The organism is Neorhizobium sp. JUb45 (assembly GCF_004343585.1).
Taxonomy (GTDB): Bacteria; Pseudomonadota; Alphaproteobacteria; order Rhizobiales; family Rhizobiaceae; genus Neorhizobium.
On the sequence record NZ_SLYW01000002.1, the window covers coordinates 205,805 to 218,291 of the forward strand.

A 12,487-nucleotide genomic window follows, 5' to 3' on the forward strand; every position below is an offset into this window, starting at 1 on the left:
TCATGTGCGGTGCAAGTGAATTTGTTTCAACAAGCCTTCAGAAAATGAGGCGATTGTGTGTCAAATCTGCCGCGCTTGTTTATCGCCAGTCGCCGATTGCCGCCTGAATGACGGTGAGAGCCGCCACCGCCGCCGTATCGGCCCTGAGAATTCGCGGGCCGAGAGGGATGGCGGTCACGAAGGGGAGGCTGCGCAAAAGCTGCCTTTCCTCTTCCGAAAACCCGCCTTCCGGCCCGACCAGCAGTGCCAGTTTTTTCTCCGTGATGGCGGAGAGGATCGGCAGCGGGTTCTGGCCCTCGTCGCCTTCGTCACAGAAGATGATACGTCGCTCCGCCGGCCAAGTTTCGAGAAGATCGGTCAGTTTTTTCGGTGCCGTCACTTCAGGGATCGACAATATGCCGCACTGTTCGGCGGCCTCGATGACATTGGCCTGCAGACGATCGATATTGGTGATCTTGCCCTGCACATGCTGGGTCATCACGGGCTGCAGCAGGCCGGCGCCCATTTCCACCGCCTTCTGTACCAGATAATCCAGCCGTCCGGTTTTCAGCGGCGCAAACAGGTAATGCAGGTCGGACGCGTCCGGCTGCGGCCGTGTCTGCTCGACCGGCTCCAGCAGCAGTTTCTTGCGGCTGGGGAAGGTCAGGCGTGCCCGCCATTCGCCGTTGCGGCCATCGAAGATCAGCACTTCGGCATCCGCCGTCATGCGCAGCACGTTGACGAGATAGTTGAACTGTTCGGTCGTCGCCTCGAGCGGCGTGCCCATGGCGATCCCGGCTTCCACATAAAGCCGCTGCATCCGAAAATTGGCGCGCATGATCTAAAATCCCGTCTTGGCGATCACAGAAAGATCGCGAACATGATCAGGCTCATAACGACCGAAAGGGCGGCAGCGCAAGGAAGGGTGATCATCCAGGCGGCAATGATGCTCAGAAAATGCGAACGTCGCACCAGATAACGGTGCCGGAATTCATAATCGTTGCGTTCGAACGGCTCCACCGTGTCGATCTCTTCGCCGGCGCGCACGCGAACATATTCGTAACGGCGGCGGGAATGGCGGGTGTACCATTCGCGAAAAAAGCCGACCCCGAAAACCGCGCCCACGGCGATATGGGTGGATGATACCGGCAGGCCGATCCAGGATGCGGTGATGACCGTCAACGCCGTCGACAGTGATACGCAATAGGCGCGCATGGGGTTGAGCTTGGTGATTTCCGAGCCGACCAGTTTGACCAGCTTTGGACCGTAGAGCAAAAGACCGAGCGAGATGCCAAGCCCACCGATGACCAGCGCCCACATCGGCACCTCGACATAACCGATCGCGCCATGGCGCGAGGCCGAGACGATGGCGGCCAGCGGCCCGATGGCGTTGGAGACGTCATTGGCACCATGCGCGAAGGACATCAGGGCTGCGGCAAATACCAGCGGAATACGGAAAAGCTTGCGCAGCGACTGGTTGCGGTTCTCCAGCCCTTCCGCCTGCCTTGCGATGACGGGGATCAGCAGCCGCCATGACAGCAGGCCGCTGACGATGGTGATGATGGTGGCCGTCAGCGCCGAGACATCGGTCAGCTGGCCAAGGCCGACCAGCGACAGATAACCGGCAAACGCACCGGTCATGATGCCGATCAGCACCGGCACCCAGCGTTTTGCACCGGCGATCTTGTCCTCGCGGTAGATGATGGTTTCCTTGATGAGGAACAGGAAACCGGCGGCGAAGACGGCGCCCAGAAGCGGCGAGACCACCCAGCTGGCGGTAATGCCGCTGACCGTCGCCCAGTCGACGGCGGAAATGCCGGCGGCGGCGATGCCGGACCCCATCACACTGCCGACGATCGAATGGGTGGTGGAGATCGGCCAGCCGAGCCATGTGGCGATGTTGATGAAGATCGCGGCGGAGAGAAGGGCGGCCATCATCGCCCAGATCATCACGTCGGGGCCGGTGATCACGCCCTGCCGCATGATGCCGTTGGCGATCGTATCGGCGACGCCGCCGCCGCCGATCACGGCACCGGCGATTTCGAACACGGCGGCCAGCGCAAGGCCGAAACCCATGGTCATGGCGCGCGCGCCGACCGCCGCACCGATATTGTTGGTGACGTCATTGGCGCCGATGTTCATCGCCATGTAACCGGCAATCGCTGCCGCGCAGACGACCAGAAAGACATCCGCCCGGCCGGTGACGAAACTGCCGGCCAGCACGGCCATCAGGATCAGAAATATCAGTGCCGTGCCGTGTATCGCCACGCCGCGCCCGAGATAACGCGTTGCTTCTTCAAGGCGCGATATCTTTTCGAGATCCTTGTCCAGCGTCGGCTTGGCCAAACGGGGTCTGTTGGGCGGCATTCCAGTCTATCCTGATGGCATCGTGAGAGCGTCGGTCGCTTGGCCGATGATCGCCGAACGCAGCCGATGCCGGCAACGTTCCAGATTTGGCTTGTGCGGAGAATATTGGCGGAAAAAACGTGCTCAGGCACCGGCAGTCTTGGCGGAGAAGGGCGGAGCGGCTGGCTCGGTGGCGTTGGAATACATCCGTCCGCCGAACTGCATGAACAGGATCTTCAGTTCAGGCTCATTGACGCGGCTGGCTGCCACTTCGCAGCTTACCCATTCGTATTTGCGACTGCCCTTTTCGGGGAAGGTTTTCAGCATTTCCTCCACCTCGAGCGCATGTACCTGCACAAGAACCGGCACTTTCACGCCGTTGGACAGCGTCTTGCGGTAGTGGAAATGACCGAGCGGATCCTTCGACACCTTGCCCTTCACGCCGGCCTCTTCATAGGCTTCGCGTTCGGCGACGGCATGCGCCTTCTTGCCTTCCATCGGCCAGCCCTTGGGGATCACCCAGCGACCGGTGTCACGGCTGGTCATGACAAGCACTTCGAGTTGACCCGCCTGCTTCTTGCGAACGCGATAGCACAAAGCCGCATATTGCTGCCGCGGTGGTCGCTGCAACATCAGACGAACATTGGTGGTGACGCGGTCGATAAAGCCCAATTTCTGTGAATCTCCTAGATGATTCAATGCTAATATATGTATTCGCTGTCACAATCGAGAGTATAAACCCCTTGCGTAAAGGAGAATCACCCGCGAGCGCGTGCGTCCGAACAGATTGTGATTGCGGATAATTTTCCGTCAAGCGGTGCTTTGCACAGCTGTTCATTTATCCAGATAATACGGCAAAATCTGTTCTCAATGCGACAGAAATGTCGGATTTTGCTCTGTCCTGTGACAATTGCCGGATTTTACCGGGCGATTGTCTGAAGTCCGACGCTCCGGCAGCGCGATCACGCTGCCGGAGCGGGCATTTTAACCACCAAAAATGGTTCGGAAAATATCGACGCCGCGATCCTTGAAAGCAACGTCGCCGGGCTTGGAGCCGGGACCGATGACGACAACCTTGGCGCCGACGGCTGCGCGGGCATAAAGATGTTCGACATCCTTGTTCATCAGGCGGATGCAGCCCGACGACAGGTTGAGGCCGATCGACCACGGCTGGTTGGTGCCGTGAATGCGGAAGATGGTGTCACGGCCGCCCTTGTAGAGATACATGGCGCGGGCGCCGAGCGGATTTTCCGGGCCGCCCTGCATGACGACAGGCAGCTTGATGCCGCGGCGGGCTTCGCGGGCGCGCATCTCGGCCGGCGGCGTCCATGTCGGCCATTCGGCCTTGCGACCGATCGAAACTTCACCCGACCAGCCAAAACCTTCGCGGCCGACACCGATACCGTAACGCGTCGCGCGGTTTTTGCCTTCGACGAGGTAGAGGAACTTGTTGTTGGTATCGACGATGATCGTGCCGGGGGCTTCATTGGTGGCGAAGCGCACCATGCGGCGCTGGAATTTTTCCGGAACCGGCTTGTTGCGCACCGAAGGCGCGACATCGCTTGCCGTCGTCTGCGGCTGGCGCGACTGCGCGCTTGCCTGGCTGACCGGCAGCGCCAGCGACATGCTCAAACCCATTGCCGCAATAGCGAACAACATTTTACCCGACTTCATCAGGTTCCCCTTCAATAACAAAAAAGCCGGGACAAAATGTCCCGGCCTGATGGTTACGGCAAGATCAGGAATGACGAATGTGAACAAACGGGCAGCGTTATACGTCTGCCATCGTGTCTATCTTGTCACATTTTCCGGGCAAAATACGGAGTTACATAAGCCTGATCAGATGACGATGACGCGGGTGCCGACATTCACGCGCTCGTAAAGGTCGGTCACATCCTCGTTGCGCATGCGGATGCAGCCGGAAGACACGGCGCTGCCGATCGTCCAGGGCGCATTGGTGCCGTGGATGCGGTAAAGCGTCGAGCCGAGATACATGGCGCGGGCACCAAGCGGGTTTTCCGGGCCGCCGTCCATGCGCGCGGGCAGGTAATGGCCCTTGGCGGCTTCTCTGGTAATCATTTCCTGCGGCGGGATCCAGGTCGGCCATTCGGCCTTGCGGGTCACCTTGTGTTCGCCGGCCCATTCGAAACCCGGCTTGCCGACGCCGACGCCGTAGCGCATCGCCTGGCCGCCGGCCTGCACGAGATAGAGAAAGCGGTTATTGGTATCGATGACGATCGTGCCGGCCGGATACTGCGTCTCGTAGGACACTGTCTGCGGCAGGAATTGCGGCTCGATCTTGCCCTGGATGACCGGCAGGTTGGGGCGGCGCATCGCCACCTGCTGGGCCCCCTGCTGCGGGCGCGCCGGGCGGGCGGCACGCGAAGGGGCCGGCGGGAACAGATACTGGCGGGCCTGCTGGCTACGGCGCGGCTGCGCCTGCGGCTGGTAATATTGCGGCTGCGGAGCCGCGGTGCGGTAACGCGGCGCGGCCTGCGATGGTGCTGCACCCAGCTGCATCAGCCAGGGTGCGGTCAGGTCGGGGCTGACGACGACCGGCGGACGTTCGCGGTAGCGATCCTGTGCGTTGGCCGGTGTGAAGGAGACTGTGGTGGCAAGCCCGAGGGCAAGAAACCCCAGCAATTTGGCGCAAGGCATGTTCTTCTTCATCGTCATCGGCTCCAACGCGTTTACTTGTCCGATTGCGGGAATGTCTCATCCGCTTGCGGCTTTGATCCTGCGCAAACCTTGGGGGCAATTCACAAGCGAATGGTAAATGTGGTGTCCGCCGAATGCCGGGCTTTGCATAAACCTTTCGGCAGGGTTACCGGGTGGTTGGAAGACATGGTTGACGTGTTATGAAGGCCGTCGAGATGGCGTTAACGGGCGGGATGGTTGAGCGATGGCAGGCATTATCGAAGGCGATGACGGCAAATTCCGCTGCGCCTGGCATGGCGGGCTGGAAGATTACCGCCGTTACCATGACGAGGAATGGGGCCGCCCCGTCACCGATGATATCCGGCTGTTCGAAAAGATCTGCCTGGAAGGGTTTCAGTCCGGCCTTTCCTGGCTGACGATCCTGCGCAAGCGCGAGAATTTTCGGTCAGCTTTTGCAGGGTTCGATTTCGACAAGGTGGCGCTGTTCGGCGAGGAGGATATCGCCCGTTGTGTGGCAGACGCCGGCATCATCCGCCACCGCGGCAAGATCGTCTCGACCATCAACAACGCCCGCCGCGCCATCGTTTTGCGCGACGAATTCGGCTCGCTTGCCAAATTCTTCTGGTCCTACGAGCCGCAGGCCCATGAGCGTCCGCTGGTCATGGATCACGAAACTCTGCGCGCCAACCCGACCACGCCGGTCTCCACGCGGCTTTCGAAGGACCTGAAAAAGCGCGGCTGGACCTTTGTCGGCCCGACCACCGTCTATGCCTTCATGCAGGCCATGGGGATGGTGAACGACCATCTCGACGGCTGTTTCTGCCAGCCGGAAAACGACCGGCTGAGGGCGGCGTTCAAGCGCCCATGATCCTGTCGAGGATATCAGGCAGTTCGCCGAGATGGGCGATCTGGCGAAACCGCGGCGCATCGGTCGGCGGTTCCACATGCTCGAGAATCCAGGTCAGCTCATGCGGCACGAACACGCCGTAGGCACCCGCGGCAATCGCCGGCACGATGTCGGATTTCAGCGAATTGCCGATCATCATCGCCCGCTCCGGCCCATCCGCCACGCGTGAAAACACCCGGCGATAGGTGGTCGCGCTCTTTTCCGAAACGATCTCCACCGCATCGAAAAAATCGCCAAGCCCCGATTGCGCCAGTTTGCGCTCCTGATCGAACAGGTCGCCCTTGGTGATCAGCACCAGCATGTAATGACCTGACAGCGCCTCCAATGTTTCGCGCACATGCGGCAGGGTTTCCACCGGATGCCGCAGCATCTCCCGGCCGACATCCAAAATCTCGCCGATCGTGCGCGCCTCGACTTTGCCGTCGGTCACCTCGATGGCGGTTTCGATCATCGACAGCACAAAACCCTTGATGCCGTATCCGTAGAAATCGAGATTGCGCTTTTCCGCTTCCAGCAGCTTTTCCGAAACGATGTCGTGCTCGGCAAATTCCTTGAGCAGGCCGGAAAAGTGGCTTTCGGTCGAGCGAAAGAACTGTTCGTTCTGCCAGAGCGTGTCGTCGGCATCGAAGCCGATCGCCGTGATGGGACGCATGGTCATGACAAAAATCCTCCAGCCGGAATATGGACAGCGTGCGGATATCAGGCAAGGCGGAAAGTTTTCCGCCCTGCCTGACGATCAGAGTTTACTTGGATGGCTTACTTGGCATGCGCCTTCAGCCATGCCTTCATGTCGGCAATCTCGGCCGTCTGCGCAGCAATCACCGCTTCCGCCAGTTTGCGGATTTCCGGGTCCTTGCCATATTGCAACTGCACCCTGGCCATGGCGATGGCGCCTTCATGATGCGGGATCATGCCGGCCACGAAATCCACATCGGCATCGCCGGTGAATTCGATCGCCATGTCTTTGTGCATGGCATTGTTGGCTGCGGCAAAGGCAAGCGAGGAGGGGGCTTTTGCGGCTGCCGTGTCCGTTGCGGCCGTGCCGTGATGAGCGCTGTGATCCTGTGCGGCAAGCGGGCTTGCGCCGAGCAGCATGATGGTCAGGCAAGCGGCGATAGTCTTCGGAGACATGGTATGTCCTTCCGTGTCCGAGAATGGGTTTTGAGTTCGAGTGTGACAGCGAAACTCAGGCTCGGGGAGGCGGAAGGTCGAGGCCCGGCGCATGCGGCACCATTTCCGGTGCAGGCGAAGGGGGCGGGTAGGAAGAGACGAAGCGGCTTAAGGGCTGAAACGCGAGATCGGGCAACAGCACCAGACAGGCGGCGCAGAACGGGGTCACACACCCTTTGCCGCCATGCGGGCAGGGTTTTGAACTTTTGCCGGAATGGCTGGAATGATCCATGGCCGCCATGTTTTTCATGGCCGCATCATGACCGGCATGATCATGCGTCATCACCATTGCCGGTTCCGCAACGGCAGCCACCGGTGCCGCGGCCAGCGGCATGGCCGCATAAAGCAGGCAGGCAAGCGCCATCAATGTTGCAGCAAAACGGTTCATGGCGGGCAACCTAGCCCAACAATGTGGCAAAGCAATCCGCCTCAGCCGCGATCGGCAGAAAATCGCCCGAACGCGGATGTGGCGATGACATCGTGCACCACCTGATAATCGCGACTTTCCTCACCGAATGGCACGACGGTCCACGGCCACTGTGCCGCCGCAGCCGGTGGCGCGATGCCGCCCAGAAGGTCTGCCTCTTCCAGAGCCTTGCCGCTGCGGTCGCTGACACGAAAACCGGTATCGGTCAGAAGCGCCACTGTGCAGGGCAGGCCGGCCAGCCCATCGAGATGCGCCGCAATCAGCTTTGGCACGACCGTCACGTCACCATTTTTTTCCGTCTCCAGCCGCCGCTCCGCGCCGACCCCGATCTGCGAGAGGATGTTGGCGGAGATGACCAGATCGAGATAGGGCACCTGCCGCAGAAACCCGAGTGGTTCGGCAGATCTGCCCGCCAGCACATCGTCGAAACCGGAAAGATCGCGGGAAATCAGCCGTGTGTTGTGCAGGCGTGTTGCCTTCAGCCACGTCCGCACGCTGGCCAGATGCACGAGATCGACCAGCACGACCGTATCGAATTTTTGCGCGAGAAATTTTACCGGCACATCGCGCAACAGGCCGGACCCGAGCACCACGGCGGTGCGTCGCTCTCTCATGCCGGCAACCGTTTCGCGGATAAAAGCCTGGCACTGCGCCTCATGCGCCGACCAGTCCCTGGCACAACGCCCGGCGCGTGCCCACAGGTTGACGGAGGAGCGGATGGAGGGGCGGAATTGTGCGGGCGTGACGGGGAAGGTGGCGGCGTATTGAATGGCTTCGAGGATCATGGGTTAGCGGTAGGTTTCCCGGCGATATTGTTGTCAATCGTCGAGGCCAAGCTCTCGCTCCAACTGCTCCATCGTGTAGGTTTTCGAATTGCCGTTTCGAATCTCTTCCAGGTGGGCCTCAACGGCAGCAATATCATGTAAATCCTCAATATGCTTGTGGAGGACTTGTGCAACATAAGCGTCGGTATCGAAGCCGTGTATGTCGGCATATCGCATGAGCAGCCGATACATGGCTTGCGGGATTTCAACGGCGACACGCTTTTCCATCGTGATGATCCCCTCAACGTGCATTTTACATACCATTGTGCGGCACACTTCGCCAGCGCCGCCCTTGCCGCCAAGGTTTTTGCATATGGAATTGGGAGGCTGCCGTTCAGCCGATCTCCCTCCTTGTGGGGGAGATGCCCGGCAGGGCAGAGGGGGGTGATACTGGCGCAAAGCCGTTTTCCCAATCTTTGCCGCACCGTTGCTCACCCCCCTCTGTCACTATCGTGACATCTCCCCCACATGGGGGAAGATCGAAGAGAGGTCGCGACGCCGTCACAATTCCATATGCGCCAGCGCTCGCCCTTGCCGCACAAGTCTCGATCCTCTAAGAAACCGCACAATAATCCGGCCTTTCCTTAGAGGCCCGCAGGCAATGGATATCCGATCATGAGCGACAAGCAGAAGAAGCCCCAGAAACTCAAAGCCCGCCTGCCGCGCGGTTTTGTCGATCGCTCGGCTGCCGATATCCATGCCACCAACGAGATGACCGCCAAGATCCGCGAAGTATACGAGCGTTACGGTTTCGACCCGGTCGAAACGCCGCTGTTCGAATATACCGATGCGCTCGGCAAATTCCTGCCCGACAGCGACCGCCCCAACGAAGGCGTCTTCTCGCTGCAGGACGATGACGACCAGTGGATGTCGCTGCGTTATGACCTGACCGCGCCGCTCGCTCGCCATGTCGCGGAAAACTTCAACGAGATCCAGCTGCCGTTCCGCACCTACCGCGCCGGTTATGTGTTCCGCAACGAAAAGCCGGGTCCGGGCCGTTTCCGCCAGTTCATGCAGTTCGATGCCGATACGGTCGGCGCGCCGGGCGTTCAGGCCGATGCCGAAATGTGCATGATGATGGCCGACACGATGGAAGCGCTCGGCATCAAGCGCGGCGATTACGTGATCCGCGTCAACAACCGCAAGGTTCTGGATGGCGTCATGGAAGCCATCGGTCTGGGCGGTGACGACAAGGCCGGCCAGCGCCTGAACGTGCTGCGCGCCATCGACAAGCTCGACAAGTTTGGCCCGGAAGGCGTGACGCTTCTGCTCGGCGAAGGCCGCAAGGATGAAAGCGGCGACTTCACCAAGGGTGCGGGATTGGATGCCGAGCAGATCGAAAAGGTTCTGTTCTTCGTCGGCATCAAGGATTACGCGGAAAGTGCCGCGCAACTGGCTGAACTCGTCGCCGGCACCGCCAATGGCGGCGAAGGTGTCGATGAGCTGAACACGATCGGTGCGCTGGCAACCAGCGCCGGTTACGGCCCGGATCGCATCAAGATCGATCCTTCCGTCGTGCGCGGCCTCGAATATTACACCGGCCCGGTTTTCGAAGCCGAACTCACCTTCGATGTCACCAACGAGAAGGGCGAAAAGGTCGTCTTCGGCTCGGTCGGCGGCGGTGGCCGTTATGATGGTCTGGTGTCGCGTTTTATGGGCCAGCCGGTTCCGGCCACGGGCTTCTCCATCGGCGTGTCGCGTCTGATGACGGCGCTGAAAAACCTCGGCAAGCTGGGGCAGGATGACGTTGTCGCTCCCGTTCTCGTCACCGTCATGGATGGCGATGTCGAGAGCATGGGGCGTTACCAGCGCTTTACGCAGGCGCTGCGGACTGAGGGCATCCGCGCCGAAATGTACCAGGGCAACTGGAAGAAGTTTGGCAACCAGCTGAAATATGCCGACCGCCGCGGCTGCCCGATCGCCATCATTCAGGGTGGTGACGAGCGCGAAACCGGCGTCGTGCAGATCAAGGACCTGATCGAAGGCAAGCGCCTGTCCGGCGAGATCGAGGACAATGCCTCGTGGCGTGAAGCCCGCGTGGCGCAGGAAACCGTTGCCGAAGCCGATCTGGTTGCCAAGGTGAAGGACATTCTGGCTGCCCAGGCGGAAGATCGCAGGCGGGCGAAGGATGTTTGATTTGGCCGTTTCAGCGGGGGGCTACCCCCCTCTGTCCTGCCGGACATCTCCCCCACAAGGGGGGAGATCGGCTGGGCGCCAACACCTCGCTTCGGACCCAACTCTGCCTGTATCGCAGCCTTACCATTGGGGTGGTCAGTTCGCCTCCTTCGATCTCCCCCCATGTGGGGGAGATGCCCGGCAGGGCAGAGGGGGGTATCTTCGCACTCCGGGAGCGCTCCCATGCCTCTGATCAACATGCCCGAATTTTCCGGTCGTCTGCTCGATGAATTTGCCGCCCGCGGCACGGCGCGTATCGATACGCCGGTCATTCAGCCGGCCGCGCCGTTTCTCGACATGGCGGGCGAAGATCTGCGCCGTCGTATCTTTCTCACCGAAAGCGAAACCGGCGAGAGCCTCTGCCTGCGGCCGGAATTCACCATTCCCGTCTGCCTGCGCCATATCGAAAGCGCCACCGGCACGCCGCGCCGTTACGGGTATCTTGGCGAGGTGTTTCGTCAGCGCCGCGAAGGCGATAACGAGTTTTATCAAGCCGGCATCGAAGACCTTGGCGAGACCAATGTCGCCTCCGCCGATGCCCGCGCCGTCAATGATGCCGTGCAGATCCTCGAAAGCCTCATTCCCGGCCGCAAGCTGACGGTCACGCTGGGCGATCAGGCGGTGTTCGAGGCCGTGGTCAAGGCGCTGGGCCTGCCCGGCGGCTGGCAGAAGCGGCTGATCCAGTCGTTTGGCAACAATGCGCATCTGCGCCAGTTGCTGATGACGCTGGCAAGCCCGCAAACGCCCTCCGGCCTTTCGCCGCAGCTGACCGATCTGCTGAGCCAGGATGATGCGGCGCTGATTGCCCATATCGATCGCACCATGCAGGAAACCGGTTATTCCACCAATGCCAGCCGTTCGCCCGCAGAAATCGCCGCGCGGCTGAAGGAAAAGCAGTCGCTGGCCGAAACACGGCTGGATGGTTCGGCGCTGGTGCTTCTGACCGAATTCCTGTCGCTGGAATTGCCGCTGTCGCAGGCGCCGGCAGCACTTGCCGGTTTTGCCGATGCGGCAGGCCTTGCGCTTGGTGCCGCAATCGTCACCTTCGAGGCGCGCGCCGCCGCCCTGGCGGATCTCGGCGTCGATCTCGACAAGGTCACCTACCGCGCCGCCTTCGGGCGTCCGCTCGATTATTACACCGGCCTCGTGTTCGAGGTGAGCCGCGACAATGCGGTGCTTGCCGGTGGTGGCCGTTTCGACCGGCTGATGACGCTGCTTGGCGCCAATGAAGACATTCCGGCCGTGGGCTTTTCGCTCTGGCTCGACCGGATCGAACAGGCGAGGGCGCGCTGATGTCCATCATTACAATCGCACTGCCCTCCAAGGGCCGCATGAAGGAAGATGCATCCGCCATCTTCGAGCGCGCCGGCCTGCCCATCGTTGCCGTCGGCAATGAGCGATCCTATCGCGGCAAGGTCGAAGGCCATGACGATATCGAGATCGCCTTCCTGTCGGCCTCCGAAATTGCCCGCGAGATCGGGGCTGGTACGGTCGATTTCGGGGTCACCGGCGAAGACCTGATCCGCGAAGGCCTGATCGATGCTGACCGAAAAATGGAAATTGCCGCCCGCCTCGGTTTCGGCCATGCGGATGTCGTCGTCGCCGTGCCGGAAATCTGGCTTGATGTCGAGACCATGGCAGATTTGGGGGATGTCGCCGCTGATTTTCGGTCGCGCCACGGCCGCCGTCTGCAGATCGCCACAAAATACTGGCGGCTGACGCAGCAGCATTTTTCCGCGCAACACGGCATCCAGCTTTACCGCATCGTCGAAAGCCTTGGCGCTACCGAAGGGGCCCCTGCAGCGGGGCAGGCGGATATCATTGTCGATATCACCTCCACCGGTTCGACGCTGAAGGCCAACCACCTGAAAATCCTGTCGGATGGCGTGATCCTGAAATCGGAAGCCTGCCTGGTGCGCGCCCGCAAGGCCGAGCACGAGACGGATGCGCGGGTGAAAAAGATCGTCGACGCGGTGCGTTCCGTTCTCTGATGGTGTCTTT

Annotated in this window: 14 protein-coding genes; 4 read left to right on the forward strand and 10 right to left on the reverse strand. The window is 60.8% G+C overall.

What is annotated here, in order from left to right:
* Positions 1 to 79 precede the first annotated feature (79 nt).
* The 5 genes from EDF70_RS07605 to EDF70_RS07625 all read right to left on the reverse strand — a co-directional run bounded on the left by EDF70_RS07605 (position 80) and on the right by EDF70_RS07625 (position 4,983).
* Positions 80 to 817, reverse strand: a complete 738-nt coding sequence (locus EDF70_RS07605) for a 16S rRNA (uracil(1498)-N(3))-methyltransferase (RefSeq protein ID WP_132272764.1) — start codon at positions 815 to 817, stop codon at positions 80 to 82.
* 23 nt (positions 818 to 840) lie between these two features.
* Complete coding sequence (locus EDF70_RS07610) at positions 841 to 2,346, reverse strand: inorganic phosphate transporter (protein ID WP_132272765.1); 1,506 nt, start codon at positions 2,344 to 2,346, stop codon at positions 841 to 843.
* A gap of 123 nt (positions 2,347 to 2,469) precedes the next feature.
* Complete coding sequence (locus tag EDF70_RS07615) at positions 2,470 to 2,997, reverse strand: NUDIX hydrolase (protein ID WP_132272766.1); 528 nt, start codon at positions 2,995 to 2,997, stop codon at positions 2,470 to 2,472.
* A 312-nt stretch (positions 2,998 to 3,309) separates the two neighbouring features.
* Positions 3,310 to 3,999 carry a L,D-transpeptidase gene (locus tag EDF70_RS07620; protein WP_132272767.1) on the reverse strand — a complete coding sequence of 230 codons (690 nt, stop codon included), beginning with the start codon at positions 3,997 to 3,999 and terminating at the stop codon, positions 3,310 to 3,312.
* Between the two features lie 165 nt (positions 4,000 to 4,164).
* Positions 4,165 to 4,983 (reverse strand): L,D-transpeptidase, encoded by an 819-nt coding sequence (locus tag EDF70_RS07625; protein ID WP_132273672.1) that lies wholly within the window; start codon positions 4,981 to 4,983, stop codon positions 4,165 to 4,167.
* A gap of 244 nt (positions 4,984 to 5,227) precedes the next feature.
* On the opposite strand from EDF70_RS07625, the gene EDF70_RS07630 reads away from it, so the two are divergent.
* Positions 5,228 to 5,851, forward strand: a complete 624-nt coding sequence (locus EDF70_RS07630; RefSeq protein WP_132272768.1) for a DNA-3-methyladenine glycosylase I — start codon at positions 5,228 to 5,230, stop codon at positions 5,849 to 5,851.
* On the opposite strand, the gene EDF70_RS07635 is transcribed toward EDF70_RS07630, so the two are convergent.
* The 5 genes from EDF70_RS07635 to EDF70_RS29930 form a co-directional block, all read right to left on the reverse strand.
* The gene (locus EDF70_RS07635; RefSeq protein WP_132272769.1) at positions 5,838 to 6,548 is read right to left on the reverse strand and encodes an HAD family hydrolase; all 711 of its coding nucleotides are present in this window, start codon (positions 6,546 to 6,548) and stop codon (positions 5,838 to 5,840) included. The two genes, EDF70_RS07630 and EDF70_RS07635, sit on opposite strands and share 14 nt — an antisense overlap.
* A 98-nt stretch (positions 6,549 to 6,646) precedes the next feature.
* Positions 6,647 to 7,021: a DUF305 domain-containing protein gene (locus EDF70_RS07640; protein WP_132272770.1), complete on the reverse strand. Its 375-nt coding sequence runs from the start codon at positions 7,019 to 7,021 to the stop codon at positions 6,647 to 6,649.
* 55 nt (positions 7,022 to 7,076) lie between these two features.
* Complete coding sequence (locus EDF70_RS07645; RefSeq protein WP_132272771.1) at positions 7,077 to 7,448, reverse strand: hypothetical protein; 372 nt, start codon at positions 7,446 to 7,448, stop codon at positions 7,077 to 7,079.
* A 41-nt stretch (positions 7,449 to 7,489) separates the two neighbouring features.
* On the reverse strand, positions 7,490 to 8,272 hold the full coding sequence (locus tag EDF70_RS07650) for a hypothetical protein (protein WP_132272772.1): 783 nt from the start codon (positions 8,270 to 8,272) through the stop codon (positions 7,490 to 7,492).
* A gap of 33 nt (positions 8,273 to 8,305) precedes the next feature.
* Positions 8,306 to 8,539: a DUF6290 family protein gene (locus tag EDF70_RS29930; protein WP_165931961.1), complete on the reverse strand. Its 234-nt coding sequence runs from the start codon at positions 8,537 to 8,539 to the stop codon at positions 8,306 to 8,308.
* A 387-nt stretch (positions 8,540 to 8,926) separates the two neighbouring features.
* On the opposite strand from EDF70_RS29930, the gene hisS reads away from it, so the two are divergent.
* From hisS to hisG, 3 genes are all read left to right on the forward strand, one after another.
* Positions 8,927 to 10,447, forward strand: a complete 1,521-nt coding sequence (gene hisS / locus EDF70_RS07660) for a histidine--tRNA ligase (protein WP_132272774.1) — start codon at positions 8,927 to 8,929, stop codon at positions 10,445 to 10,447.
* A 222-nt stretch (positions 10,448 to 10,669) separates the two neighbouring features.
* The gene (locus EDF70_RS07670; protein ID WP_132272775.1) at positions 10,670 to 11,779 is read left to right on the forward strand and encodes an ATP phosphoribosyltransferase regulatory subunit; all 1,110 of its coding nucleotides are present in this window, start codon (positions 10,670 to 10,672) and stop codon (positions 11,777 to 11,779) included.
* Positions 11,779 to 12,477 (forward strand): ATP phosphoribosyltransferase, encoded by a 699-nt coding sequence (gene hisG / locus EDF70_RS07675; protein ID WP_132272776.1) that lies wholly within the window; start codon positions 11,779 to 11,781, stop codon positions 12,475 to 12,477. Before EDF70_RS07670 ends, hisG begins: the two co-directional genes overlap by 1 nt.
* Positions 12,478 to 12,487 lie beyond the last annotated feature (10 nt).